The following is a 24,160-nucleotide window of genomic DNA, read 5'->3' on the forward strand; positions in this document are numbered from 1 at the left end:
CCTCCGCCGGGCAGCAGCATCAGCACGCCACCGATCAGCGCGCCGAAGATGCCCGCGCCCAGCGACGCTGCCAGCAGCCACACCAATCCACCGGTAAGTGCCGCACCCAACGGCGTACGCAACCACACCGTAGTACGGCCGAAGATGCTGCGCAGGAAGAACGCGACGAATACACCGATCAGCAACACGTGTCCGAAATCAACGCCATGCCGACGTTCGCGATTGCCGCTCTCCACCGGCGGCGGCAATGGTTCGCCATTGACGAGTTGCGTGAGCGCGCCCATGGCATCGCTGATGCCGCCGAAATAATCGTTGGTGCGGAATTTCGGTGCGATGTATTCGCGGATGATGCGCGCCGTGGCGGCATCCGGCACGGCACCTTCCAGGCCGTAGCCCACTTCGATGCGCACGCGGCGATCGTTCTTCGCCACCAGCAACAGCAAGCCATCGTCGGTGCCTTTGCGCCCGATCTTGTTGGCTTCGGCTACCGCCAGCGAATACTCGGCGATGTCCTGCGGCTCGGTGGTGGGCACCATCAGCACGACCAGCTGCGCGCCCTTGGTTTTTTCAAGCGACACCAGCTGTGCATCGAGCTGGTCGACCTGCTGCGGCGTCAGCGTACCGGTGAGGTCAGTGACGTGCCGTGTGAGCGTAGGAACGGCTTCATCGGCATGCAGCAGCACCAGCGGCAGCAGGGCCACCGCCAGCACCAGCAGCAGGCGCGCTACGCGCCGCATCACGTCAGTGCGCCGAGGCAGCAGGCGCCGGGCTGCCGAAATCCACCGTCGGCGCCGTGGAAATGGCCTTCTCGTTCTCGACCGAGAAGTTCGGCTTCACCTGGTAACCGAACATCTTCGCGGTCAGGTTGTTCGGGAACGTGCGGATCAGCGTGTTGTATTCCTGCACCGACTGGATGTAGCGATTGCGCGCCACGGTGATGCGGTTCTCGGTGCCTTCCAGCTGCGCCTGCAGGTTCTGGAACAAACCGTCAGCCTTGAGGTTGGGGTAGTTCTCGCTGACCACCATCAGGCGCGACAGCGCGCTGGACAGTTCACCCTGCGCCGCCTGGAACTGCTTGAGCTTTTCCGGGTTGTTCAAATCGTCGGCGGTGATCTGCGCACTGCCGACCTTCGCGCGCGCATTGGTGACTTCGGTAAGCACGCGCTCTTCATGCTGGGCATAACCCTTCACCGTGTTGACCAGGTTCGGCACGAGGTCGGCGCGGCGCTGGTACTGGTTGAGCACCTCGGACCATTGCTGTTTCACCACCTCGTCCTGTTTCTGGATGGCGTTGTATCCGCAGCCCGACAGGCCGGTGACGACCAGCAACAAGGCAAGGGCACGAAGAAGTTTCATGGGGGAGCTCCAGTCCGGTGGAGGTGCCATTGCAGCACCGGGCGGGTAACGGCGCAATCAAGAGCGCCTTCACCGCAGCATGACAGAAGCGGATTACCATCACTGGCACCGGAGGAGCGGTTCCGGTCATAGCGACGTTGCACCCGGCCATCGTAGGAGACGAGCGCCATGCAGCACATGATTCGCGGGGGCCTGCTGGCCCTGATCTTCGCCTGCTGTAGCACCGTGCAGGCTGCCGACGCCACGATGGACGACCCACTGTCCCAGCATGTGCTGGCAGCCATGAGCCGCACCACGACCTGGGGCCACCCCGACCAGATGGGCGAGTTTGCCGGCATGCGCTATTACGCCGACCACAACTACGCCAAGGCCATGAAGTGGTTCCTGGAAGGCGCACGCTATGCGGACAAGCTTTCGCAGCTCAGCATCGGGCTGATGTACCTCAACGGCGAGGGCGTCGACAAAGATCCCGTGACCGCCTATGCGTGGGTCGCCATTGCCGCCGAACGCCAGTACCCGCAATTCGTTGCCACCCGCGACGCTATCTGGGACCAGTTGGACGATGCCCAGCGCCAGCGCGCGAAGACCATCTACGACACGCTTTACGCCACCTACGGGGACACTGTTGCCAAGGCGCGCATGACGCATGCGTTGCGCATGGCGCGCCTGGACACGATGGATTTCTATCTGGGCTCCGAAGTGGACACCATCAGCGCCGGCGGCCCTGCCGGGGCATGCGCCGCGCCCACTATTGAAGGCGCGCCCGTCATCGGCTGCAGCACGCGCGACTATTACGCCGCCTGGCGCTGGAGGCCGAACAAGTACTTCGAGACGCGCGATGCGCTGTGGACCGGTACGGTGTCGGTCGGCGACGCCGAGCAGGTCAAGGACAACAAGTCAGGGCACTGAGCAATGGTGGGCCTCAGGCCCAGTGCGGCCACAGGATGAGGCCCCAGCTCAACGCCGTCAGCGCCAGCAGCAGGAACACGGCAGCCGAACCCATGTCCTTGGCGCGGCCTGCCAGTTCGTGGAATTCCGGGCTGACCTTGTCCACCACCGCTTCCACCGCCGAATTGAGCAACTCGGCCGACAGCACCAGCACCGGCGGAACGATCAGCGCGATCTTCTCCAGCGGACCGTTGCCCAGCCACAAGCCCAGCGGCACCAGCACCACGGCGATGCACACTTCCAGCCGGAACGAGGCCTCGTGGCGCCAGCCAGCCTGCAGCCCCTTCATGGACCACTTGAAGGCATTCCAGATTTGCCGGGGGCCGCGAAAACCGGTAGCCGCCATGGTGTCACCCTCTGTGAGATCGCGGTCGCGCCGCACCCGCGCGCTGCGGGCATAAGCGCGCGATTTTGCCACATCCCTGACCGCCCCGCCGGGTCGCAGGTTCCTGTATGCGGCAGCGCAACGTCGCCTGAATGAATGTTGGGTTACCCTTGCCCACTTTGTGACCCGATTCCGGGTTGCGCGAGCCGGCCGCCGCAGGGCGGCCGTTGTTTGAACCGCAGTACGGACAATTGAATGGCAACCCAGAATCCACCGGTCTCGCAGACCCGCTCGTTCAGCACCGTGTTCCTGATCGAGATGTGGGAGCGCTTTGGCTTCTACGGCATGCAGGTGCTCATGGTCACCTACATGATGAAGAAGCTTGGCTTCATCGACACCAAGGCCAACCTTGTATGGGGCGCGGCCGCCGCGCTGATCTATGCAACCCCCGCCATCGGCGGCTGGGTCGGCGACAAGCTGATCGGCACCCGTCGCACCATGGTCACCGGCGCGATCGTGCTGACGCTGGGCTACGCGATGCTGTGGATTCCTTCGGACAACCCCACGCTGCTGTATTGCGCGCTGGGCGTGATCATCGTCGGCAATGGTTTCTTCAAGCCCAACGCGGGCAACCTCGTGCGCAAGATCTACGAGGGCGACGACGTGCGCATCGACAGCGCATTCACCATCTACTACATGGCGGTGAACGTGGGTTCGATGGTCTCCATGACCGCCACGCCGTGGATTCGCAACTACGTGGGCGAGCACTATGGCGATGCCATGGGCTGGCACACCGCATTCGGCGCCTGCGCCGTCGGCCTGGTCCTGGGCTTGCTCAACTACTCCTTCATGAGCCGCACGCTGGCCCATATCGGCTCGCCTGCCGATGAGCAGCCGGTCAAGTTCGGCCGCGTGCTGTCCCTGGTGGGTGCATCGCTGGTGATGGTGGTGGTCGCCGCCTTCATCCTGCAGAGCCTGCTGGCCGCGAAGATCTGCGTGTATCTCGCCGGCCTGGTGATCCTGTACATCTTCGGTCACCTGATCCGCAACGCTGAAAAGAGTGAGCGCGCCGGCCTCATCGCCGCACTGGTGCTGACGGTGCAGACCATCTTCTTCTTCATCTTCTACGCGCAGATGGCGACCTCGCTGAACCTGTTCGCACAGAAGAACGTGAACCTCTCCTTCGATGTGTTCGGCATCCACCTGTTCAACTGGATTCCCGAGCAGTACCAGAACCTCAATGCGATCTGGATCGTGATCCTCAGCCCGGTGCTGGTGGCGATCTACAACGGCCTCGGCCGCGTGGGCAAGGACCCGTCGGTGGCCTTCAAGTTCGCTCTCGGCTTTGCTGCCGTGGCGCTTGGCTTCTTCATGTACGGCTTCGGTGCGATGGGCGCCGTGGACGGCCAGGTGTCGTCCTGGACCATGATCTGGGGCTACGGCTTCTATTCGCTGGGCGAACTGCTGGTGAGCGGCCTGGGCCTGGCGATGATCGCCCGCTATGTGCCGGCCCGCATGGGCGGCTTCATGATGGGCGCGTACTACGTCGCCGTCGGCATCTCGCAGTACCTAGGCAGCGTGGTGGCCAACCTCGCCGCCATGCCGGAAAACATCAGCAGCCCGGTCGAATCGCTGAACATCTACGTGAGCCTGTTCAACAAGCTCGGCTTTGTGGGCGTAGCCTGCACGGTGATCGCCGTGGTCATGCTGCCGCTGATGAACCGCCTCTCGCGCAGCCACTCCGAAGCGCATACGCCGCTTCCTGCCGTGCACAGCGAAGAAGTCTGATCCACACCACTCGCCCCGCTCGTCGGGGCGAGTTTTTTTGGGCCGGGTCCCCGGTCCATAGTGACGCACCGGCCTTCCATGCGACCGGTGCGCCGACGTAAACCGGCTACCATCCGGCCATGAAACGTCCTTCCACGCAGCAACGCATCGGGCCCCGCACCCTCTTTCGCAGTCTTGCGTGGCTACGCATCTGCGCCATCGCGGGTCAGAGCACGGCCGTGCTGGTGTGCGCGCTGTGGATGCGCATGGACATCCCGCTGCTGCCGCTCATGGTCGGCATCGGACTGCTCGCCGTGTTCGCCGTGTTCGCGGCGTGGCGACTCAACCAACCGTGGCCCATTCGCCAATGGGAAACGATTCTGCACGTGGGCGTGGACACGCTGGTGCTCGGCTACCTGCTGCACTTCACCGGCGGTGCCAGCAATCCGTTCATTACGCTGCTGTTGATTCCCATCGCGCTGAGCGCCGCCGCACTGACGGTCAATGCCGTTCTGGCGGTGTCCGCACTGGTGGGCGCCGCCTACGTGGTGCTGCTGTTCTGGTACGTGCCGCTGCCGCTATCCATGTATTCCACCAACGGGTTTTCGCTGCACGTGCTCGGCATGGGCGTGAACTTCCTGATCATGGCCGTGCTGCTCGGCTTCTTCATCAATCGCCTTGCCCGCGCCGTGCGTCTGCAGCAACTGGAAGTGGCGCGCGTGCGCGAACGCGCCTTGCGTGACGAAGGCATTCTCGCCATTGCCACGCAGGCGGCAGGCGCCGCCCACGAATTGAACACGCCGCTCTCCACCATGCGCACCTTGCTGCCGGAGCTTCGCCGCGAACACGTCAGCGATACCGCGCTGGCGGAAGACCTGGAGTTGCTCGAAGGACAGGTGGATCGCTGCCGCACCATCCTTCGCGAGATGGTGGCCTTCGGCAAGGCGCAGCTTTCGCAGGAACCCGAACTGCTCACCGTCGACAGCTTCATCCATGGCTGTCTTGAGCGCTTCCAGCTGCTGCGACCGGAAGCGGACCTTGCGCTGGCGCTGGATCAGGAAGCGGCGCGCACCGTGCTCCGCACGCCACCGGGCCTGCGCCACGCCCTGCTCAACCTGTTGAACAACGCCGCCGATGCCTCCGCCTTGAATCAATCACAGGCCGTGGCGCTCACCGTGCGGCGCGATGGCGGCTGGCTGGAACTGATCGTGACCGACCACGGCCCTGGCTTTGCCGATCCCACGGGGGAGTTGTCCGAACTGGGACGATCCGGCAAGCAGACCGGCCTGGGCATCGGACTGGCGCTGGCCGAGGCCACCGCCGAGCGACTTGATGGCGAAATCATCGCCTTCAACACCGGGCACGGCGCCCAGATGCGCCTGCGCCTGCCGCTTGCGGTAATCGCCGCGCCATAATCCTGCGGCGTCGAACCCCTGTGGCACATGGCCACATGGGCATGCATTGTCGCAGCGAGGAAAATGGACGCGTCGGCACTGCGCCGAGGAGAAACACCGATGAGCGAACAACAGCTACTTATCGTCGACGACGACGCTACCTTTGCCCGCGTGCTGGCACGTGCACTCAGCTCGCGCGGCTTTGAAGTCATCACCGCCAGCAACGCCGACGAGGCGCGCGCACTCACCCGCCGCCATCAGCCGCGCTATTGCGTGCTGGACCTGAAACTGGGCGACGAAAACGGCCTTCGCCTGATCCCCGAACTGCAGGCACTGGTCCCCGAGATCCGCGTATTGCTGCTGACTGGTTACGCATCCATTGCCACCGCCGTGGAAGCCATCAAGCGCGGTGCGCACGATTACCTCGCCAAGCCGGTGGACGCCGACGCCGTGGTGCGCGCCCTGCTGGATGGCGACACCCATGTCAGCGAAGACGACGTGATCGACGCGCCGGAAGCACCGCTGGCGCTGCGTCGCCTGGAGTGGGAACACATCCAGCGCGTGCTCACCGAATGCGATGGCAACATTTCCGAAACGGCACGCCGCCTGGGCATGCATCGCCGCACGTTGCAGCGCAAATTGAGCAAGCATCCGGTGCGCGAGCGGCCGGAAAACGAAGAGTAACGCGCCGAGAATTCCTGAAGGGCGTCCTACCCCTCACTGTCATTCCGGCGAAGGTCGGTGGCGCCCTTCAACAGCCGCAGGGCTGGTCATGCAGCGACTTTGCGTGCGTCTGGAAAGGCACTGGATTCCGGCCTTCGCCGGAATGACGGTGAGGGCGAATGGCTCTGACGAACTGCATCGACGCACGAAGAACGAAGAACGAAACACGAAGCACGGGCCACGACCTCAGCCTGGCGCCAGTTTTCTCGCCATTACGGCGGGGGTGCGGAAGCCGCATCCGCCGGCAGCGGCTCGGCCGTACCGTCGCTCTCGTCGCCATAAATCGCCACATGCGGCACGCCGTCGGCGCCGATCCATCCGCGATACATGCCATCCGTATTGAAAGGCATGCTGACGGTGCCGTTGGCATCCAGTGCAATGGCACCGCCATTGCCGCCCATCGACGGAATTTCCTGGTTGATCACCTCGGCCGCCGCGCGGCGCAGCGGCACGCGCATCTGTGTCACGCGCATGCAGATCTCATGCGCGGCGACGGTGCGGATGTAGAACTCGCCCCACCCCGTGCCGGACACGGCGCAGCCGGAATTGGCATACGTGCCGGCGCCGATCAGCGGCGAATCGCCAACGCGGCCCCAGCGCTTGTCGTTCATGCCACCGGTGGACGTGCCAGCGGCCAGGTGTCCTTGCGCATCGAGCGCCACCGCACCCACGGTGCCGAAGTGTTTGGCCGTCTCGGCGTCCGTGTGCTTTTCATCGTTGGCGTCTTCCTTCAGCGCCTTCTGCAACTGTTGCCAGCGCTCTTCGGTGCGGAAGTACGAGGGATCGACCAGCGTCACGCCCACTTGCTTGGCGAATTCCTCGGCGCCATCGCCCACCAGCATGACGTGCTGCGATTTCTCCATCACTGCGCGCGCCAGCAGGATGGGGTTCTTCACCCGGTGCACGCCTGCAATGGAACCGGCTTCAAGATTGGCGCCGTCCATGATGGCGGCATCCATTTCGTTCTTGCCGTCGTGCGTGAACACCGAGCCCTTGCCCGCGTTGAAGTTGGGGTCGTCTTCCAGCACCGTGATGGCGGCGGACACCGCATCCACCGCCGTCTTGCCCGATTTCAGCTGCGCGTAGCCGCTTTGCAGCGCCTGCGTGAGCGCTGCGCGCACGGCCTTTTCCTTGGCCGGACTCATTTCGCGCTTGATCACGCCCGCCCCACCGTGGATCACCAGTACCGGCGACGCAGCGTGGCTCACGGACGCCATCCCCAGTGCCGCAACGACAGCGGCAAGACGACTCAACTTCACGGACGGTACTCCCCACAACGTTGGCGGGGAGTATAGCCAGCGCTCCTGACGAGACGCTGCCGTATGGCGGCGTATTCAGGCGCAGCCGGGCGTCGCGATCACATCCAGCTTCACCGTGTGATCCGCAGGATGGTCGCCACCGATCTTTTCGCCCACCTGGATCGTGGCAGCCTGCCCCGGGAACGAATGCAGTTTGGGATGGATCGGTTCCCGGATGATGCCGCCCTGCAGATCGCTCTGGATTTCCACCTGGCCGCCAGCAACGGGCTGCAGGCTGATCTCACCCTGCACAGGCGGATGCGCTGCGTCTTGCACATGGCTGAAGCGGTAAGGCTCATTCTTTCGCAGACAGATCTTCGCGGCCTTGTCGACCTGTTCGCCATTAATGGAAAGCACCATGTCGAAGGTGAAGCGATCGACCGACATCAGATCCGCCGTGGTTTTCCCGGGAGCATTCGGCAGGTAGCTGCACGACGCAGCCAGTTGCTTCACATCGGGGATATCCGGGCTGTAGCACGACCAACCCACATTGCCGATTTGCGCAACCGGATGCATCTCAAGATCCAGGTGTCCTGCCACCGCGCCGTGCTTGTCGGCAAGCGTCAACAGAATATGGCCGCCTTCCTCAACCTCGAGTCGCTTGATGGCAGCACCGAATGCACCACTGTCCGGCGCTGGCAAACCGAGCGCCGCGTTGCTCGCCGGGTTGCCCGCGGGACGACTGGTGGATGCACCCAACGCATCCTGTGCCGAGCGCGCGTCCCGCAACGCGTTCGTCACCACGTCCTTGTCTGGACGATAGAGACCCGTGTCCTGCCCCGTGGCCGCGTATACCACCGCAGATAGCGCCGTGGCCAACAAACCCAGGCTGATGCGACCGGTCAAACGCCGGGCGCGGCCCGGTTGAATCCGCTTCAACATGACAATTCTCTCCGTGATGGGATGTCGAGACGACCAACTGCAACCCACGGGCAACAACGCGCCCGTGGTCTGTGTCTTGAGCATGGCGCGGGCGTAGATGGCCCGCGGCACATCGTTCGCGTGGAGCACGGCGGCATCGCACGCCAGTTCCAGATCCTGTCGCAGCGCCCGCAATCCCCACCATGCCATGGGGTGAAACCAGAACAACGACGCGACGACCTGGCCGACAAGGCACCACCAGCCATCGCGGCGATACGCGTGGGTTGCCTCGTGCGCGAGAATCAGCGCGCGCTCGACCGATTCATAACGGCTCTCGAAATCCGCAGGAAGCACGATGCGCGGACGCCAGGCACCCACCAGCGCAGGCCCCATGTCCACGCGCGTGGCCTGCAGCACGGGCCACGGCAACGCTGCCGCGGGAACCGGCTTCGCATCGCGCAGTCCCCGCCGATAGCGCCACTGCATCATGGCAGCCACCAACGAAACACCTGCTGCGCCGACAGCCCAGGCCATGACCAGGAACCACGAAAGACCGCCGCCATGCGTGGGCGCGGACGTGACATCCATCAACGGCCCCGGCGTGGTGGTGATCCGGAGCACCACCGGCGGAAGCGTCGCCAGCGGTGTTGCCGCGATGTGCGGCAGGCAAGCAGCGATCACCGCCAACGGTGGCACCACCCACAGCAATACGGCGAGTTGCGCGCCGAACACGCGGCGGCATGCATGTCGGAGCAACGCCACCACGCCCACGCCCAGCGTAAATGCCAGCGACGCCAGCCAGGCGAAGGACAGCCAGTCAGGATTGCTCATCGTCGAGCTCCTGCAACAGCTTCTTGAGTTCGGCGATGTCCTTCTTCGACAGCTTCCGCTGCTCGGAGAAGTGCGCCACCAGGGGCGCCACGCGCCCACCGAACAGGCGATCGAGCAGTCCCTTGCTCTCCTGCGAGACGTATTGCTCGCGGGTAAGACGCGGTGCGTAGAGATAGCGCCGGCCATCGCGCTCGGCCTTCACCGCCTTCTTCTTGAGCAGGCGGTTGAGCAGCGATTTCACGGTGCCCTCCTGCCAGCCCTGTTGCGGGCCGACTTCCGCGAGGATGTCCTCGGCACTGCGTGGCGAGGAACGCCACAGCACATCCATGATGATCGCTTCCGCTTCGCTCACTGCCATGGCATCACCGTTTACGCCTGTAATTGAAATTAATGTTTACATGCGTAATCGATAACCGTCAAGCCTGTCGCGACACGCCAGCCACTGGCCGGCGACCGGGACAGGAATGGCGTCAGAACACCGTTTCCGGACCTTGCGACCTTCGTACAGCATGAGCGGTCACCATTCCGTCGTATCCTTGGCAGCTGGCTCTCCCCTGCAAGAAGGCATCGCAATGGACAAGGTTTATGCAAGCGCGGCGCAAGCCCTCGACGGCCTGCTGTTCGACGAGATGACGATCGCCGCCGGCGGCTTCGGCCTCTGCGGCATTCCCGAGAACCTCATCGGCGCGCTGCTCGCCGCTGGCACGAAGGGACTCACCATCGTCGGCAACAACGCCGGCGTGGACGATTTCGGCATGGGTCCGTTGCTCAAGACGCGCCAGGTCAAGCGCGTGTATGCCTCGTACGTGGGCGAGAACAAGGAATTCGAACGCCAGGTGCTGGCTGGTGAGCTGGAACTTCACCTGGTGCCGCAGGGCACGCTGGCCGAGAAGTTGCGCGCCGGTGGCGCAGGCATCCCGGGCTTCTACACGCGTACCGCCTTCGGCACCAAGCTGGCCGAAGGCAAGGAAACCAAGGTCTTCGACGGCAAGGAATATGTGCTCGAAGAAGCCATCCATGCCGACGTTTCCATCGTGAAGGCATGGAAGGGCGATCGCCTGGGCAACCTCGTGTTCCGCGAAACCGCGCGCAATTTCAACCCGATGATCGCCACCTGCGGCAAGGTCTGCGTGGCCGAAGTGGAAGAGCTGGTGGAAGTGGGTTCGCTCGACCCGAACAACGTCCACGTGCCGGGCATTTACGTCGACCGCATCATCAAGGGGCCGTCGTACGAAAAGCGCATCGAGTTCCGCACGGTGGCCGGCGCCAACACCGGCAAGGAAAGCCCCATCCGCACCGCGATGGCGCAGCGCGCCGCCAAGGAACTGCAGGATGGCTTCTATGTGAACCTCGGCATCGGCATCCCGACGCTGGTCGCCAATTACATTCCGCCGGGCATGGATGTCACGCTGCAGTCGGAAAACGGCCTGCTCGGCATTGGCCCGTTCCCGGATGACGCGAACGTCGATCCGGACCTGATCAACGCCGGCAAGCAGACCATCACCGCACTGCCCGGCTCGAGCTTCTTCTCCAGCGCCGAATCGTTCGCGATGATCCGCGGCGGTCACGTGGATCTCTCGATCCTCGGTGGCCTGGAAGTGTCCTGCACGGGCGACATCGCCAACTGGATGGTGCCTGGCAAGATGGTGAAGGGCCCGGGCGGCGCGATGGATCTGGTCAGTGGCGTGAAGCGCGTGGTGGTGCTGATGGAGCACACCGCGAAGGATGGCTCGCCCAAGATCAAGAGCCAGTGCGACCTGCCGCTCACCGGCAAGGAATGCGTGGACCTGATCATCACCGACCTGTGCGTGTTCTCGGTCGAGAAGGGCAAGGGCCTGACCCTGATCGAACTGCAGGAAGGCGTGAGCGTGGATGAGGTGAAGGCGAAGACGGGATGCGAGTTTGCGGTGAGTCCGTCGCTTAAGTCGTAAGCGACGCATCGCCCAGGTCAGCCAAACGATCGGGTTTTACCGTCATTCCGGCGTAGGCCGGAATCCAGCAACGCCAGTCCACGCTCTTCGCGTCAAAGGTGAAGACTGGTGCTCTGGATTCCGGCCTGCGCCGGAATGACGAATCAGAAAGGTAGCGTGCGATCAGCTTTCCAACTCGTCTCGCGCCTACGCCGCCAGCGGCGTGGATTCCGGAAAGCGTATACGCGCGATGTGCCAACGGCCCTCGCGCGTCTGCAACTCCAGCGGCCAGTGGAAGCGCTCGCTGATGCGTTGCGCGATGGCCAACTCGAACCCGTGGCGATTGGCGCTGCCCACGGTCGGTTCGCCACGATGGGTTACCGTCACCACGCCAGGCATCACCGTCACCACGATCGTGCCCCCTTCTGCCTGCTGGCACGCATTGCGTATCAACTGCCAGCACAGCACCGCGAATACGCGCGGCGAGCCATGCAGCACGAAGCGCGCAGGTTCTTCCAGCTCGACGGCGATCGGGCGTCCTTCGAGCATTTCCATCACATCGGGCAGTTCGTGACGGATCACGTCGTTGACGACGAAATCCTCTTCGGTAAGTCCGTTGTCCGATTCGCGCGCAAGAATCAGCAAGGCTTCGACCAGCGCTTCCATTTCGCGCGTGGATCGCTTGATGCGCTGCACGGAGCGTTGGCCGAACTCGCCCAATGCGGCATCGTCCGCCAGCATGTCGGCAGACATCTTGATGACGGTGAGCGGGCTGCGCAGCTCATGGCTGGCATCGCGCGTGAAGTTGCGCTCGCGCTGGTTGTAACCGGCGATGCGGTTGGCGAAACCGTAGAGGCTGCTGGCCAGGGTCGCCACGTCGGCGTCGGTGCGACGTGGCAGTTGATCGGGGCGCCAGCCGTCCAATCCCGACTGTTCGTCCCAGGCGCTCACTGCCTGCGCCAATCGGCTCACCGGCGCCCATTGCCGCCGCGCCGCCAGCCAGGACAGCACGCTGATGATCACAATGAGCGGCAGCACCGCACCCAGCGGTGCGACGTCATAGAAGCCCATCAGGCAAACGATCACGATGGCCAGCAGTTGCAAGCCAAAAATGATCGCCATGCGCCGATGGTACAGCCCGCGGCGGAACGCCCGCGCGGGCTGCGCGTTACCCCTGCTGGCCATAATCACTCATGCCAAGCCGATCAAGCCGGCTGCGAGGCCGTCGCAACCTCCGACTCGAGATCGGCAAGGCGATATCCAGCGGAGTGGATGGTGTGAAGCAGCGGGCGATCGAACGGTTTGTCGATGACCCGGCGCAGGTTATAGAGATGCGAACGCAGCGTGTCCGAATCGGGCAGCGTGTCGCCCCAGATTTCGCGCTCGATGTCGCGGCGACTGACCACGCGAGGCGATTCGCGCATCAGGATGGCCAGCAACTTCAGGCCGATCGGCGAGACGGTGAGCTCCTGGCCGCCGCGCACCAGTCGAAGCGTGGCCGTGTCCAGCGTCATGTCGCCCACGGTAAGGATTTCCGTGGACACCTGACGACGGTCGCGACGGATCAGCGCGCGCAGGCGTGCTTCCAGCTCGCGAACTTCGAAAGGCTTCACCAGGTAATCGTCGGCGCCGGCTTCCAGGCCCACAAGCTTGTCTTCCAGCGTGTCGCGGGCGGTGAGCATCAGCACCGGCGTGGACTTCTTGGCATCGCGACGCAGCTTGCGGCATACGTCCAGGCCATCCATGCCAGGCAACATCAGGTCGAGGACCACCACGTCATAGCTGTTGGAAACAGCCAAGTGCAGTCCGCTGACGCCATCGGCCGCGTAATCGACCGAATACCCCCGACGCTCCAGAAATTCGCCGACCATTTCTGCGATCTGGCGGTTGTCTTCGACCAGAAGGATCAGTCCTGCTTGTTCGTCGCGCGAGCTCATCCGTACCTCCTGAAGCTGACTTCACAAAGGTGAACAGCTAACGACCCGCGTCGTGAGGGTTGCGTGAAAGAACACCCGCCCGATTCACGCGCGGTTGTAATTATCCTCACGCTAACGCAACAGGGGCGCCAGTCCCTTCCACACGGTGTCCAGCACCATGGGCTCACCGGCGGCCACCGGGTGAAGGCCGTCCTCCTGCATCAGCTCCGGCTTGAGCGCCACGCCATCGAGCAGGAACGGCACCAGGGCCGTGCCCTTGGACTTGGCGAGGTCGGCATAAATGGCACGAAGCCCATCGCGATACTGCGGGCCGTAGTTCACCGGCAGTTCGATGCCCAGCAGCAGCACGCGTGCATGGGCTTTCTGGGCAGCGTCGATCATGGCCGCCAGGTTGTCCTTCAGCGGCGCCAGCGGCAAGCCGCGAAGGCCATCGTTGGCGCCCAATTCAATGATCAACACCGCCGGCTTCTCCTTCTCCAACAACGCGGGAAGGCGATTTCGACCACTCAACGACGTTTCGCCGCTGATGCTGGCATTGACCACCGTCCAACCCGGCTCCATCTTGGCCAGACGGTCGCCGAGCAGATGCACCCATCCGGCCTCGACCGGAATGTTGTGCGCGGCAGACAGCGAGTCGCCCAGCACGAGGACGGTTTTCGGCGGAGCCGCCTGCGCGGTGCCGGCGACGGCACCCCACAGCACGACCAGGCAGCAAAGGAAACGACGCATGAGTGGCAATGCCTCCGCAATATCCGGGAATCCGCAGGGCGCAAAAGGCGTCTTGCTGGACGCGGTCGATGTTAGCAAGTCGGTGCAAGGGCCCGAGGGCCGCCTGGACATCCTCACTGCGGTGTCGCTGCAAGTACGCGAAGGCGAGAGCTTCGCCATCGTCGGTGCATCGGGCTCGGGCAAGACCACCCTGCTCGGCTTGCTGGCCGGCCTGGACACGCCAAGCAGTGGGCACATTGCGCTGGATGGTCATGCGCTGGAACGCCTGGATGAGGAAGCACGTGCCGACCTGCGCCGCCGGCTTGTCGGCTTTGTATTCCAATCGTTCCATCTGCTGCCCGCCTTGACCGCCGAAGAAAACGTGATGCTGCCGCTGGAGCTCGAAGGGCGCGACGACGCCCGCGCACGCGCCCGGGAAGCGTTGGACGCCGTCGAGCTGTCGGCGCGACGCAGGCACTATCCCGCGCAGCTTTCCGGCGGCGAGCAACAGCGCGTGGCGATTGCGCGCGCTTTCGTGCACGCGCCACGCCTGCTTTTCGCGGACGAACCCACCGGCAACCTCGATCAACGCACGGGCCAGCACGTCAGCGACTTGTTGTTTTCGTTGAATCAGGAACACCACACCACACTGGTGCTGGTGACCCACGACCCGAAGCTCGCCGCACGTTGCGCGCGCCAGGTGACGCTGGACAACGGCCGTGTCGTCATCGCGCCGCGTGCAAGCGCAGCGGTGGCGCCATGAGCATTGCGAAGACCGATGTAACGAGGTATCGCGCATGCGGCTGCTGACGCTTTCCTTCCGCAGCCTGCGCCGAGAATGGCACCTGCCCGAACTGCGCACGCTGGGCGCGTCGCTGGTGCTGGCCGTGGTCGCGCTGGGTGTGGTCGCCACGCTGGCCGCGCGCATGGAACGCGGCGTACTCGCCAGCGCGGCGGAACTCATCGGCGGCGACCTGGGCATCAGTGCACCGCAATCGCTGCCGGCCAACTATGCCGACCAGGCGCGCGCCGACGGCCTGCAGGTGACGCAAGGCGCGAGCTTTCCCAGCGTGGCGTTCGCGCACGAACAGAGCCAACTGCTGGACGTGCTTGCCACCGACAACGCCTACCCACTGCGCGGCACGATGGAGCTGTCGCAGGGAAGCGGTGGCAGCGCAGTGGGTCACGGGCCGGGCGTCGGCACGGTGTATCTCGATCACCGCGCGCTGGTCGCATTGAACCTCAAGGTGGGCGACAGCCTGCAACTGGGTGGACGCGACCTGCGGATTGCCGCCGAACTGGTACGCCTGCCCGATGGTGGCGAACTGGTGGCCATGGCACCTCGCGCACTCATGAACATCGCTGATGCCGAACAGGCCGGCCTGCTGGGCGTGGGCAGCCGCGCCAGGCATCGCCTGCTGGTCGCGGGCCAACCTGCTCCGGTCTCGGATTGGCGCAACTGGGTGGAAGCGCAAACGCTGCCGCAAGGTGCGGAGCTGATTACGCCGGAACAGACGCAGGAACGGATGCGCAGTGCCTTCGACCGCGCCAGCGCCTTTCTGCGGCTGACCGCCCTGCTTTCCGCCTTGCTGGCTGGCGTTGCCATTGCGCTCGCCGCGCAGCGCTACGCACGCCGCAAGACGAACGAAGTGGCATTGCTGCGCGCACTCGGCACACCACGCCGGCAAGTGCTTGGCTTGCTGGTCGGAACTCTCGGCCTGCTCGCCGTGCCCTCCGTCATCGTGGGTGGATTGATCGCGCTGGGCTTGGCGCAGGTCACCTGGAGCTTCGCCAGCCAGCTGTTTTCCGCCATACCCACCACCTTGCCGCTGGGCCCGGCCACTGCCGCTGCGGTGATGGGCCTGGCGGTGCTCGCCGGCTTTTCCCTGCCGCCGCTGGCACGGCTTGCGGAAGTGCCGCCCGTCGCCGTCTTTCGCGAAAGCGCAGCGCGTCGCGTCCGCCGCTTCGACGCGCTTTACCTTGTTCCCGCGCTGGTCGCGCTGTTGCTCATCTGGAGCCAGAGCGGCTCGGCGAAGCTGGCCGGCATTCTTGCGGTAAGCCTGGTGGGCGTCGCCATTGTCGCCGCCCTGCTCTCGGCGTTGCTGTTGTGGATCGCGCGGCGCGTTGCCCCCGGTGCGCACCCTGCGCTGCGCCTTGGCCTGGCCGCGCTGGCACGACGCCGCGGCATGAGCCTTGTGCAGGCAACGGCGCTCAGCCTTGGCCTGGTGGCACTCTTGCTGCTGGCCATCGTCGCGCCTGCCATGCTGGAAGGCTGGCGCAGCGAACTGCCGTCCGACACGCCGAACTGGTTCGTGCTCAACCTGCAGGACGACCAGCGCGAAGGCTTTGAACAGGCGCTCACGCGCATCGGCGGCAACAAGCTCAACATGCTGCCGCTCGCCGTGGGCAAGCTCACCGCCATCAACGGCAAGCCCATCGACCAGATGCAGTTCAAGGACGAGCGCGCGAAGGACTGGGCGGATCGCCAACTGCGCCTCTCGTGGGCCAGTGAACTGCCACCTCGCAACCAGGTGATCGCCGGCGAATGGCACGGCGAACATCCGCCCGAGGCGGAAGTGTCCATCGATGTGATGTGGCGCGACATGTACGGCCTGAAAGTTGGCGACATGATGAGCTTCGACATCGGCGAAGGCACCATCAATGCGCGCGTGGGCAGCATCCGCAAAGTGGACTGGACTTCGTTCCGGGTGAACTTCTTCCTGTTGTTCGACCCGGCGCACGCAGCCTCGTTGCCGCACACGTGGATCGCCAGCTTCTACCTGCCGCGCGGTCATTCGGAGGATCTGGCACAGCTGTCCCGCGACTACAGCAATCTCAGCCTGATCGACGTGGACGCCATGCTCGATCGCGTGCGCGAGATCGTGAACCAGGTGAGCGGTGCCGTGCGCTGGGTACTGGGTTTCAGCCTGCTGGCCGGCGCACTGGTGCTTGCTGCGGCACTGGCCTCCAGTGCGCAGGAGCGTCGCCATGAAGCCGCGTTGCTGCGCACGCTCGGTGCGCGTCGCACGCAGCTGCGCATGGCGGCGGCCTGCGAATTCGGGCTGCTTGGACTGGTGGCGGGTCTTACCGCGGCCCTGGGTGCAGCGGGTACGGGTATATGGCTTGGGCATGCCATCTTCCATATCGAGCACTTCGTGCCGCCGATCGGATCGTTGCTGCTCGCCGCGTTCATTGCCGCGCTCGTGGTGATGGTGCTGGGACTCGCCGGCACGGCGCGCGTCAGCCGCACGTCGCCCATGCGCCTGCTAAGGGAAAGCTGAGTGCCACTCTGGATAAAACGCCTCGCGCACGAACGTCTTCTGCTCGGCTTCGGCCTGCTGGCCGTGGTGCTGGCCATTGTCGACCCGCAGCCTCTGGCAACCCATCAGCGCTGGCTGCAGGTGCCCACGCTCGCCGGCCTGCTGGGCCTGATGATCTGCATCCAGGGCATTCGCGACAGCGGTCTTGTGCAACACGCGGCGGCGGCGCTGGTGGAACGCGTGCATTCGCTGCGGGGCCTGGGCGTATTGCTGGTCTGCGCCACGGCGCTGCTGTCGATGGTACTGACCAACGACGTGAGCCTGTTTCTGCTCGTGCCGCTCACGGTGGCCATTGGCAGCATTTCCAACCTGCCGGTGATGCGCATGGTGGTGCTGGAAGCCCTGGCCGTAAACGCCGGCTCCACGCTCAGCCCCATCGGCAATCCGCAGAACCTGCTGCTGTGGCAGTACACGCATCTGCCGTTCCTGGAGTTCTTGCAAAAGATGCTGCCGACCTTCGGCACGATGTTCGTACTCGTGCTGCTGTTGACCGTCGTGTGGATGCCGCGTGGCCGCGTGATTCTTCATGCGAAGGATATCGACGGCCACCCCGTCTCGGTTGTGCAGGCCATGCTTTCCGTCGGTGCACTGGTCAGCATGGTGGTGATGATGGAGCACAACCATGCGGTGATCGGTGCGCTGCTGCTGTTCGTGCCGTTTGCGCTGCTTGAACAAAGCACCTTGCGTCGCGTCGACTGGCTGCTGCTGGCCACGTTCGCCGCGATTTTCCTGGGCCTGGGTCATTTCGCCGAACTCGCCGTCGTGCAGCGCGGGCTGGAAAGCCTCAACCTGGAAAATCCACTGACGCTGTATGCCAGCGGCATCGTGGCATCACAGCTGATCAGCAACGTGCCGGCCACCGTGCTGCTGTTGCGCCACGCACCCGATGCGATGGGGCTTGCCGTGGCGGTGAACGTCGGTGGTTTCGGCGTAGCCATCGGCTCGCTGGCCAACCTGATCGCGCTGCGCCTTGCAAAACAGCCGGGCGGTGCCCGGCTGCTGCATACGGTGTCCATACCGTTCCTGCTGGTATGCGCGCCGCTGGTTTACATGGTGTGGCGCTGGCTGGGGTGATCGCTGAATCGCGACGTCAGTCGTCGCGATCGTGCGGCACGCTCACCTTGCCCTTGATGCCCGAGTGGCTCACATCGCCGCTGCCCTTGGCGCCGAGCGTGAAATCGCCCTGCACGTCGTGCACGCCCAGGTCGCCCGAGCCCAAGGTATCCACGCGAACGCTGCCGCCCACGTTGCGGATGCCGATGTCGCCCGAACCAACACTGCCCACGCGCGCATCACCACGCACGCCGTTGATCTTCAGATCGCCGGAACCGACCGAGCCGGCATCCAGGCGGCCGACGTCATTCACGTCGATGTCGCCCGACCCCACGCTCAACGAGAACGGGCCCGAGATCTTGCTGACGTGCACGTCGCCTGAACCCACCTGCGTGCTCAGCTTCTGCAGGTTGCTGACCCACGCGTCACCCGAGCCGACATTGAGCACCACCGGGATTTGCGCGGGTACCTGCATGTCCAGCTTCAGGCCGGTGTAGCTGAAACCGAACGAGATGTGGGCGTGGCCCTGATTGCCAGCTTCCACGATCAGGCGATCGCCTTCGCGATGCTGGGTCACCGTCAGGTCGTCCAGCAGCTTGGGATCGGAGGCACAGGCCTTGCCCGTCACCGTGCCACCGGTGCCGGTGGTTCCGGATAGATGAAGGTCGTGACTGTGCAGTTCCACCTGCACTTCGCGCACGCCGGCAAGGTCGAGCGTGAGATTTCGCGGTGCCTGGTATTTGCATTCGTCCGCGGCGTGTGACGCCAGCGGGGCAAGCAGCAGGGCAGCGAGCATGAGACGGCGCATGGAAAGCTCCTTGTTGTGGGACCACCTTTGGATGGCGCTTCCCGCCAAAAGGTTTAGAGGCGTGGAGTGGATAAATCCGTCCACTCGTCAACGCAGGCCCGCAAACGGCGTTTGAGTTCTCACGAACCCCGTGGAGACCTCTCTGCCATGCAACGCAAGACACTGCTCGCCTCCGCCCTCGCCATGATGGTTGCCGGCGCGGCCACGCTCGTGATCGCGCAGGACGCCGCACCGCCGGCACCGACCAAGGGTGCAGCCGCCAAGCCCGCTCCTGCCGCCCGTGGTGGCGCACCCGACTTCATGGATGGTCCTGGTTTCGGGCCCGGCATGGGACGCCCCGGTTTCGGCGGCCCGGGCTTGGGTGGTCCGGGCATGGGTGCGCCGGAGTCACCGGTGATTGGTGACCTTGCGGCGCTTGAACGCCTCTATCGCGAAAGCGGGCGCACCAAGGAATTGCCGGCGCTGTACAACGACGTGCTGGCCAAGTCACAGGACCCGCGCGTACGCACCTACGTGTACCACCAGCTGGCGCGCGTGCAGTCCGCACCGGCCAATACGGACCAGGCCATTGCCACGCTGCGCAAGAGCCTGGATGAAAACCTGAGCAACGAGGCGAAGAAGCGCGCCGAGTTCGACAAGATGCGCAGCGATTGGGAACAGCGCCGCAACCAGGCGAAGCCCGCTCCCCAGTCCTGACCGGATAAGAAGAAAAACGGCACTGCCGTTAGGCAGCGCCTTGACCTGAGGCACGGGAACCCCAGAGCCCGTGCCTCCTTTTTTTGCACGCCTTGCCGCGATTCAGTCGGTGCTTTTGGCCCGCTGCCAGAGCGCTTCCTGGGACGCGAGATCATGCTCGGGCAACGGCTTCCCTTCGCTGCGCGCCATGTGCTCCATGGCGCGGAAACGACGCTCGAACTTGGCGTTGGCATGGCGCAACGCCTGCGAGAAATCCACGCCCGCATGGCGCGCCAGGTTCACCACCACGAACAACACGTCGCCAATTTCGTCCTGCAAACGCTGGATATCGCGGCCATTGGCAAACTCGGCGCGCACTTCGTCCACTTCTTCCAGCAGCTTGTCCAGCACCGGCTGTTCGTCCGGCCAATCGAAGCCCACTTTCGCGGCGCGAGCCTGCAGCTTCAGCGCACGCTTCCACTCGGGCAGGCCACGCGATACGCCCGCCAGCGCGCTGTCGGCGTGCGCGGCGCCCTTGGCGGCGCGCTCGGCAGCCTTGATGTCTTCCCAGCCCTGCTTCTGCGCTTCGATGTCGTCATAGCTCTCGTCCCCGAACACGTGGGGATGGCGACGCAGCATCTTGTCGCTGATGGCATGCGCCACATCGCCGAACTCGAACAGGTTCGCTTCTTTGGCCATCTGCGCGTGGAAGACCACCTGCAGCAGCAAGTCGCCCAGCTCGTCGCGCAGATCCGGCCAGTCCTTGCGATCGATGGCGTCGGCCACCTCGTACGCCTCTTCGATGGTGTACGGCGCGATGGTGGAGAAATCCTGCTTCACGTCCCACGGGCAACCGTTCTGCGGATCGCGCAGGCGCGCCATGATGGCGAGCAGGTCATCCATGCTGTGCTGCCGGGGTTCGCTCATGAAGCTTCCAGGTCGGCTGCCTGCAGCCGTGCCTTCCAGTCGATGGAGGCATCGCCGATGGCAATGAATTCGGGATTGATCAGCGATTCGCCACGGTTGTAGCGCAGCGGCTCACCGGCGAGATCGAGCACCGCGCCGCCGGCTTCTTCCAGCACGCTCTGCGCCGCTGCCGTATCCCACTCGCTGGTGGCGCCACGACGCAGATAGACATCCGCATCACCACGCGCCACTAGGCAGAATTTGAGCGACGAACCGAGCGGCATCGACGCGTAATCATCGCCAATCAGCTGACCCAGCAGCGCCGCGCCGGACGCACCGTGCGAACGGCTGCCGGCTACCGTTGCCGGCTGCGTCAGCTTGCGGGTGGTAATGCGCTGCCAGGCGTCGCCGGCTTGGCGCTGCATCCACGCGCCCTCACCCCGGGCCGCGGCGTAAAGCTCACCGGTGACCGGCGCCAGCACCACGCCAAGCACCGGCTGGTGGTTGTCGATCAGCGCGATGTTCACGGTGAACTCGCCGTTGCGCTTGATGAACTCGCGCGTGCCATCCAGCGGATCGACCAGCCAGTAACGGTCCCAATCGCGGCGCTGCGACCACGGCGCGGCGCGCGCTTCTTCGGAAATCACCGGCAGAACATCATCGAGCTTCGCGAGGCCCGCAGTAATCACGCGCTGCGCAGCGAGATCCGCTGCAGTCACCGGTGAATGATCCTGCTTGCGTTCCACTTCGAAATCTTCGCCGTAGACCACCAGGATGGCTTCGCCGGCATCGCGGGCAATCGCTGCAATCTGTTGCAGCAGCGTGGAGAAAGGTGCGTCGGTCATGTCGGGGAGAAACGGCCGGCAAGGTATTCGCGGGCCATGAAAAGAGCGGCGATGGATCGTCCTTCGGTCACATCGTCGCGGGCGACCAGCGTGTGCAGGTCGGCGAGTTTCCACGGAATCACTTCCAGTTCTTCCGGTTCGTCGCCCTGCAGCCGCTCGGGATACAGATCCTGGGCCAGCACGACATGCGCCATGTGCGTCATGTACGAAGGAGACAGCGAGAGGTTGTGCAGGATCTTGAGCTTGTGCGCGCCGTAGCCGATCTCTTCCTTGAGCTCGCGATCGGCGCCCTGCTCCACCGTTTCGTCGCGATCCAGGCGCCCCTTGGGCAGGCCCAGTTCATAGCGCCCCACGCCTGCGCCGTATTCGCGCACCAGCAGCACGGTTTCGTCGTCGATCATCGGCACGATGATGACGGCACCGAGCCCACTGCCCTTCAACCGCTCGTAGGTGCGGCGCTCGCCGTTGGAAAATTCGAGGTCGAGCTGCTCGACGCGGAGAAAGCTGCTGTCGTGCACGTCCCGGGTGGCATGGATGATGGGAGGCTTTGGCATCGTTCGATTGTAGCGCGGGCGTCAGCGACGCGCCGGAACGGCATGGCCGCGGCCGGCAAAGGCCGCCCAGACCAGCAAGCCGAACACGATCGCATGCAGCAGGCTGCTCAGCACGCCCCAGATCACCATGAGGTGCTGGATGCTGGAAATGCCCTCGCTGTGCATCGTCTGGGGCACATACCGGCCGGTCATGGCCGCCGCGGCGAACATCAGCAGAATTTCCAGGACGCAGGCCACGATCATCAGCACTGCCGACTGGCGCGCCCGCGGCCAGAACAGTGCCGCCATCACGATGCCGACAATCGCCGCGACAAACATCGGCGAGCTGCCCAGGAGAATGCTGTAAACCGGGATCAACGCTTCCATGAAGGTTCCTCAGACAGCCGCTGAAAGGCGTTCGAGCGCCCGCGCGTGAATGGCCGGCGTACCCGCCAGCACGCTGGTGGTGTCGAGCGTGAGCGCACCGCCATGGATATCCGTGAACGTGCCACCCGCCTCGCGCACGATCACCGCCAACGCGGCCACGTCGAGAATGTTCACGTCCGACTCGATCACCAGGTCCAGGCTGCCACGCGCCAGCAGGTGGTAGTGGCAGAAATCGCCGTAGCCACGAATGCGGTTGCTGTCGCGGATCATCGCGCCCAGGGCCTGCCAGCGCGCGTCCTTCGTGAGTGTCTTGATGTTGCCGGTGGAGATGGATGCCTGCGCCATGTCACGGGTGGCAGCCACGTTCACGCGTTCACCATCGAACCATGTGCCACCACCCGCACTCGCCCACATGGACTCACCGTAGACCGGCGCATGGGATACGCCAAGCACCAGCTCGCCGCGATGCATCAGTGCGATCTGCGTGGAGAAGAACGGCGTGCGTCGCACGAAACTCTTGGTGCCATCGAGTGGGTCCACCATCCACATCAGGTCATGGGTGCCCGCGTCGCGACCGAATTCCTCGCCGTAGATGGCGGCCTGCGGCAGCGCCTTGTGCAGGATCTCGCGAATGGCGAGTTCGGCTTCGCGATCGGCCACGGTCACTGGTGTGTCGTCGCTTTTCAGCTCCACCGCCACGCCCTTGCGCCAGTAGTGGCGAATCACCACGGCAGCAGCCTGTGCGGCATCGCGCGCCGCATCCAGCGCCTTGGACAGGTCCAGTTCGCTCATCGTTTTTCCCCATGGATTGCGGCGGCAAGACCGCCACTGTAGTTGATGTGCGTGACGCCATCGGTATCCACGCTACCGAAGCCTGCCAACCAGCGTTCGAGCATGGGATCACGATGGCGTGGTGCGACGACGGCCATGAAGCGACGCGCGAGCGGACTCAGCTGCAAGCGTCCGTCCACACGCAGTGGCCCTTTGCCATCGTCCTGCACGTGCCCTTCGATGACGCCATTGGTGGCGCGCAGATCGGCGCGCTGGCCGCCCAGTAGCAGATTGCCCTGTTGTGGCAACAGCAGGACGGCGTCATCCCATTGCACGCGTGCGTCGAGTGTCCATGGCCAACCGCCTTGCAGCTCGATGCGCCCAGCCGTGACACGCAGCGTGCCGCGCGGCCATCCTCCAAGCACCACGGGGCCCGAACCCAATACACCGAGATCGATGCGCATTTGGACGTCCGTCCAGGTCGCGTCGGTCGCTTTGCCGCCGGTCATGCGGCCGGCGAAATCAACGCGCGGGCCATGCAGTTCCACATGCAACCGATTGTCGCCCAGCAAGGCGAAACGGGAGAGTTGCCATTGCAGCGCTCCCAGGTCTTCGCCTTTGGCGGACAACACGTGGGCGGCCTTGCCGTCCCATACCAGGCCACTGACGTCCTGCAATTGAACGCCGCCCAGGCGCGATTCCAGCCAGGGCATGGCCCAGCGCGCGGGCAGGAACCAAAGCAGCGCAAAAGCGACGAAAAGCAGCGCCACCAGGGCAATAAGCGGGGTACGCCAGACCTTCAAA

25 protein-coding genes and 1 pseudogene are annotated in these 24,160 nt (G+C 64.4%); 10 read left to right on the forward strand and 16 right to left on the reverse strand.

Annotated features, from left to right (window positions below):
• Window positions 1–737 (reverse strand): TPM domain-containing protein (locus DK366_RS05550; RefSeq protein ID WP_109124552.1); only part of this gene is annotated, 737 nt, incomplete at its 3' end.
• A gap of 4 nt (window positions 738–741) precedes the next feature.
• Complete coding sequence (locus DK366_RS05555) at window positions 742–1,356, reverse strand: LemA family protein (protein WP_109124553.1); 615 nt, start codon at window positions 1,354–1,356, stop codon at window positions 742–744.
• Between the two features lie 168 nt (window positions 1,357–1,524).
• Between DK366_RS05555 and DK366_RS05560 the strand changes: the two genes are divergently transcribed.
• Complete coding sequence (locus DK366_RS05560) at window positions 1,525–2,265, forward strand: sel1 repeat family protein (RefSeq protein WP_232820932.1); 741 nt, start codon at window positions 1,525–1,527, stop codon at window positions 2,263–2,265.
• Window positions 2,266–2,278: 13 nt separating this feature from the next.
• Here DK366_RS05560 and DK366_RS05565 read toward each other — a convergent pair whose 3' ends face one another.
• Entirely contained in the window at window positions 2,279–2,650 is a 372-nt protein-coding gene (locus tag DK366_RS05565; RefSeq protein WP_109124738.1) for a diacylglycerol kinase, read from the reverse strand.
• 234 nt (window positions 2,651–2,884) lie between these two features.
• Here DK366_RS05565 and DK366_RS05570 point away from each other — a divergent pair, with 234 nt between their 5' ends.
• From DK366_RS05570 to DK366_RS05580, 3 genes are all read left to right on the forward strand, one after another.
• On the forward strand, window positions 2,885–4,417 hold the full coding sequence (locus DK366_RS05570) for an oligopeptide:H+ symporter (RefSeq protein ID WP_109124554.1): 1,533 nt from the start codon (window positions 2,885–2,887) through the stop codon (window positions 4,415–4,417).
• A 119-nt stretch (window positions 4,418–4,536) separates the two neighbouring features.
• A complete protein-coding gene (locus tag DK366_RS05575) occupies window positions 4,537–5,811 on the forward strand; it encodes an ATP-binding protein (RefSeq protein ID WP_109124555.1) in 1,275 nt (424 codons plus the stop codon).
• Between the two features lie 99 nt (window positions 5,812–5,910).
• The gene (locus DK366_RS05580; protein ID WP_109124556.1) at window positions 5,911–6,474 is read left to right on the forward strand and encodes a response regulator transcription factor; all 564 of its coding nucleotides are present in this window, start codon (window positions 5,911–5,913) and stop codon (window positions 6,472–6,474) included.
• 251 nt (window positions 6,475–6,725) lie between these two features.
• On the opposite strand, the gene DK366_RS05585 is transcribed toward DK366_RS05580, so the two are convergent.
• The 3 genes from DK366_RS05585 to DK366_RS05595 form a co-directional block, all read right to left on the reverse strand.
• Window positions 6,726–7,772 carry an isoaspartyl peptidase/L-asparaginase gene (locus tag DK366_RS05585; protein WP_198651443.1) on the reverse strand — a complete coding sequence of 349 codons (1,047 nt, stop codon included), beginning with the start codon at window positions 7,770–7,772 and terminating at the stop codon, window positions 6,726–6,728.
• 75 nt (window positions 7,773–7,847) lie between these two features.
• Complete coding sequence (locus DK366_RS05590) at window positions 7,848–9,503, reverse strand: M56 family metallopeptidase (RefSeq protein ID WP_109124557.1); 1,656 nt, start codon at window positions 9,501–9,503, stop codon at window positions 7,848–7,850.
• Window positions 9,490–9,861 (reverse strand): BlaI/MecI/CopY family transcriptional regulator, encoded by a 372-nt coding sequence (locus DK366_RS05595; RefSeq protein ID WP_109124558.1) that lies wholly within the window; start codon window positions 9,859–9,861, stop codon window positions 9,490–9,492. Before DK366_RS05595 ends, DK366_RS05590 begins: the two co-directional genes overlap by 14 nt.
• Window positions 9,862–10,075: 214 nt before the next feature.
• Between DK366_RS05595 and DK366_RS21505 the strand changes: the two are divergent.
• Together DK366_RS21505 and DK366_RS21510 are read left to right on the forward strand one after the other, a co-directional pair.
• Window positions 10,076–10,711 (forward strand): annotated as a pseudogene (locus tag DK366_RS21505) (CoA transferase subunit A); the annotation flags it as partial.
• A gap of 93 nt (window positions 10,712–10,804) precedes the next feature.
• Complete coding sequence (locus DK366_RS21510) at window positions 10,805–11,434, forward strand: 3-oxoacid CoA-transferase subunit B (RefSeq protein WP_232820939.1); 630 nt, start codon at window positions 10,805–10,807, stop codon at window positions 11,432–11,434.
• A 186-nt stretch (window positions 11,435–11,620) separates the two neighbouring features.
• Here the strand turns inward: DK366_RS21510 and DK366_RS05605 are convergent, their stop codons facing one another.
• The 3 genes from DK366_RS05605 to DK366_RS05615 form a co-directional block, all read right to left on the reverse strand.
• Window positions 11,621–12,598 (reverse strand): HAMP domain-containing sensor histidine kinase, encoded by a 978-nt coding sequence (locus DK366_RS05605; protein WP_109124560.1) that lies wholly within the window; start codon window positions 12,596–12,598, stop codon window positions 11,621–11,623.
• A 20-nt stretch (window positions 12,599–12,618) separates the two neighbouring features.
• A complete protein-coding gene (locus DK366_RS05610) occupies window positions 12,619–13,350 on the reverse strand; it encodes a response regulator transcription factor (protein ID WP_109124561.1) in 732 nt (243 codons plus the stop codon).
• A gap of 111 nt (window positions 13,351–13,461) precedes the next feature.
• A complete protein-coding gene (locus DK366_RS05615; RefSeq protein WP_109124562.1) occupies window positions 13,462–14,079 on the reverse strand; it encodes an arylesterase in 618 nt (205 codons plus the stop codon).
• Between DK366_RS05615 and DK366_RS05620 the strand changes: the two genes are divergently transcribed.
• Genes DK366_RS05620 through DK366_RS05630 form a run of 3 tightly spaced genes read left to right on the forward strand, consistent with a single transcriptional unit; the run spans window position 14,078 to window position 18,452 of the window.
• The gene (locus tag DK366_RS05620) at window positions 14,078–14,821 is read left to right on the forward strand and encodes an ATP-binding cassette domain-containing protein (RefSeq protein WP_232820933.1); all 744 of its coding nucleotides are present in this window, start codon (window positions 14,078–14,080) and stop codon (window positions 14,819–14,821) included. The genes DK366_RS05615 and DK366_RS05620 overlap by 2 nt on opposite strands.
• A gap of 34 nt (window positions 14,822–14,855) precedes the next feature.
• The gene (locus DK366_RS05625) at window positions 14,856–17,339 is read left to right on the forward strand and encodes an FtsX-like permease family protein (protein ID WP_109124563.1); all 2,484 of its coding nucleotides are present in this window, start codon (window positions 14,856–14,858) and stop codon (window positions 17,337–17,339) included.
• The gene (locus DK366_RS05630) at window positions 17,340–18,452 is read left to right on the forward strand and encodes an SLC13 family permease (RefSeq protein WP_109124564.1); all 1,113 of its coding nucleotides are present in this window, start codon (window positions 17,340–17,342) and stop codon (window positions 18,450–18,452) included. It abuts the gene before it with no gap.
• Between the two features lie 16 nt (window positions 18,453–18,468).
• Here the strand turns inward: DK366_RS05630 and DK366_RS05635 are convergent, their stop codons facing one another.
• Complete coding sequence (locus DK366_RS05635) at window positions 18,469–19,239, reverse strand: DUF2807 domain-containing protein (RefSeq protein ID WP_109124565.1); 771 nt, start codon at window positions 19,237–19,239, stop codon at window positions 18,469–18,471.
• 147 nt (window positions 19,240–19,386) lie between these two features.
• Between DK366_RS05635 and DK366_RS05640 the strand changes: the two genes are divergently transcribed.
• The gene (locus DK366_RS05640) at window positions 19,387–19,935 is read left to right on the forward strand and encodes a hypothetical protein (protein WP_109124566.1); all 549 of its coding nucleotides are present in this window, start codon (window positions 19,387–19,389) and stop codon (window positions 19,933–19,935) included.
• A gap of 102 nt (window positions 19,936–20,037) precedes the next feature.
• On the opposite strand, the gene mazG is transcribed toward DK366_RS05640, so the two are convergent.
• Genes mazG through gspN form a run of 6 tightly spaced genes read right to left on the reverse strand, consistent with a single transcriptional unit; the run spans window position 20,038 to window position 24,159 of the window.
• The gene (gene mazG / locus DK366_RS05645; RefSeq protein ID WP_109124567.1) at window positions 20,038–20,841 is read right to left on the reverse strand and encodes a nucleoside triphosphate pyrophosphohydrolase; all 804 of its coding nucleotides are present in this window, start codon (window positions 20,839–20,841) and stop codon (window positions 20,038–20,040) included.
• On the reverse strand, window positions 20,838–21,665 hold the full coding sequence (cysQ, locus tag DK366_RS05650) for a 3'(2'),5'-bisphosphate nucleotidase CysQ (RefSeq protein ID WP_109124568.1): 828 nt from the start codon (window positions 21,663–21,665) through the stop codon (window positions 20,838–20,840). Before cysQ ends, mazG begins: the two co-directional genes overlap by 4 nt.
• A complete protein-coding gene (nudE, locus tag DK366_RS05655) occupies window positions 21,662–22,219 on the reverse strand; it encodes an ADP compounds hydrolase NudE (RefSeq protein WP_109124569.1) in 558 nt (185 codons plus the stop codon). The genes cysQ and nudE overlap by 4 nt, the downstream gene beginning before the upstream one ends.
• Window positions 22,220–22,240: 21 nt before the next feature.
• Window positions 22,241–22,585 (reverse strand): hypothetical protein, encoded by a 345-nt coding sequence (locus DK366_RS05660; protein ID WP_109124570.1) that lies wholly within the window; start codon window positions 22,583–22,585, stop codon window positions 22,241–22,243.
• A gap of 9 nt (window positions 22,586–22,594) precedes the next feature.
• Window positions 22,595–23,377 carry an inositol monophosphatase family protein gene (locus tag DK366_RS05665; RefSeq protein WP_109124571.1) on the reverse strand — a complete coding sequence of 261 codons (783 nt, stop codon included), beginning with the start codon at window positions 23,375–23,377 and terminating at the stop codon, window positions 22,595–22,597.
• The gene (gspN, locus tag DK366_RS05670) at window positions 23,374–24,159 is read right to left on the reverse strand and encodes a type II secretion system protein N (RefSeq protein ID WP_109124572.1); all 786 of its coding nucleotides are present in this window, start codon (window positions 24,157–24,159) and stop codon (window positions 23,374–23,376) included. The genes DK366_RS05665 and gspN overlap by 4 nt, the downstream gene beginning before the upstream one ends.
• Window position 24,160: the final 1 nt, after the last annotated feature.

This window comes from Dyella sp. C11, assembly GCF_003121485.1.
Lineage (GTDB): Bacteria > Pseudomonadota > Gammaproteobacteria > Xanthomonadales > Rhodanobacteraceae > Dyella.

Coding starts and splice junctions, on each gene's coding strand:
- DK366_RS05640 (WP_109124566.1), top strand. CDS start 19,387: ATGCAACGCAAGACACTGCTCGCCTCCGCCCTCGCCATGATGGTTGCC.
- DK366_RS05610 (WP_109124561.1), bottom strand. CDS start 13,350: ATGAGCTCGCGCGACGAACAAGCAGGACTGATCCTTCTGGTCGAAGAC.
- mazG (WP_109124567.1), bottom strand. CDS start 20,841: ATGAGCGAACCCCGGCAGCACAGCATGGATGACCTGCTCGCCATCATG.
- nudE (WP_109124569.1), bottom strand. CDS start 22,219: ATGCCAAAGCCTCCCATCATCCATGCCACCCGGGACGTGCACGACAGC.
- DK366_RS05565 (WP_109124738.1), bottom strand. CDS start 2,650: ATGGCGGCTACCGGTTTTCGCGGCCCCCGGCAAATCTGGAATGCCTTC.
- DK366_RS05580 (WP_109124556.1), top strand. CDS start 5,911: ATGAGCGAACAACAGCTACTTATCGTCGACGACGACGCTACCTTTGCC.
- DK366_RS05625 (WP_109124563.1), top strand. CDS start 14,856: ATGCGGCTGCTGACGCTTTCCTTCCGCAGCCTGCGCCGAGAATGGCAC.
- DK366_RS05560 (WP_232820932.1), top strand. CDS start 1,525: ATGCAGCACATGATTCGCGGGGGCCTGCTGGCCCTGATCTTCGCCTGC.
- DK366_RS05595 (WP_109124558.1), bottom strand. CDS start 9,861: ATGGCAGTGAGCGAAGCGGAAGCGATCATCATGGATGTGCTGTGGCGT.
- DK366_RS05590 (WP_109124557.1), bottom strand. CDS start 9,503: ATGAGCAATCCTGACTGGCTGTCCTTCGCCTGGCTGGCGTCGCTGGCA.
- DK366_RS05570 (WP_109124554.1), top strand. CDS start 2,885: ATGGCAACCCAGAATCCACCGGTCTCGCAGACCCGCTCGTTCAGCACC.
- DK366_RS05575 (WP_109124555.1), top strand. CDS start 4,537: ATGAAACGTCCTTCCACGCAGCAACGCATCGGGCCCCGCACCCTCTTT.
- DK366_RS05605 (WP_109124560.1), bottom strand. CDS start 12,598: ATGGCCAGCAGGGGTAACGCGCAGCCCGCGCGGGCGTTCCGCCGCGGG.
- DK366_RS05555 (WP_109124553.1), bottom strand. CDS start 1,356: ATGAAACTTCTTCGTGCCCTTGCCTTGTTGCTGGTCGTCACCGGCCTG.
- DK366_RS05665 (WP_109124571.1), bottom strand. CDS start 23,377: ATGAGCGAACTGGACCTGTCCAAGGCGCTGGATGCGGCGCGCGATGCC.
- DK366_RS05620 (WP_232820933.1), top strand. CDS start 14,078: ATGAGTGGCAATGCCTCCGCAATATCCGGGAATCCGCAGGGCGCAAAA.
- cysQ (WP_109124568.1), bottom strand. CDS start 21,665: ATGACCGACGCACCTTTCTCCACGCTGCTGCAACAGATTGCAGCGATT.
- DK366_RS05635 (WP_109124565.1), bottom strand. CDS start 19,239: ATGCGCCGTCTCATGCTCGCTGCCCTGCTGCTTGCCCCGCTGGCGTCA.
- DK366_RS05615 (WP_109124562.1), bottom strand. CDS start 14,079: ATGCGTCGTTTCCTTTGCTGCCTGGTCGTGCTGTGGGGTGCCGTCGCC.
- DK366_RS05660 (WP_109124570.1), bottom strand. CDS start 22,585: ATGGAAGCGTTGATCCCGGTTTACAGCATTCTCCTGGGCAGCTCGCCG.
- DK366_RS21510 (WP_232820939.1), top strand. CDS start 10,805: ATGGCGCAGCGCGCCGCCAAGGAACTGCAGGATGGCTTCTATGTGAAC.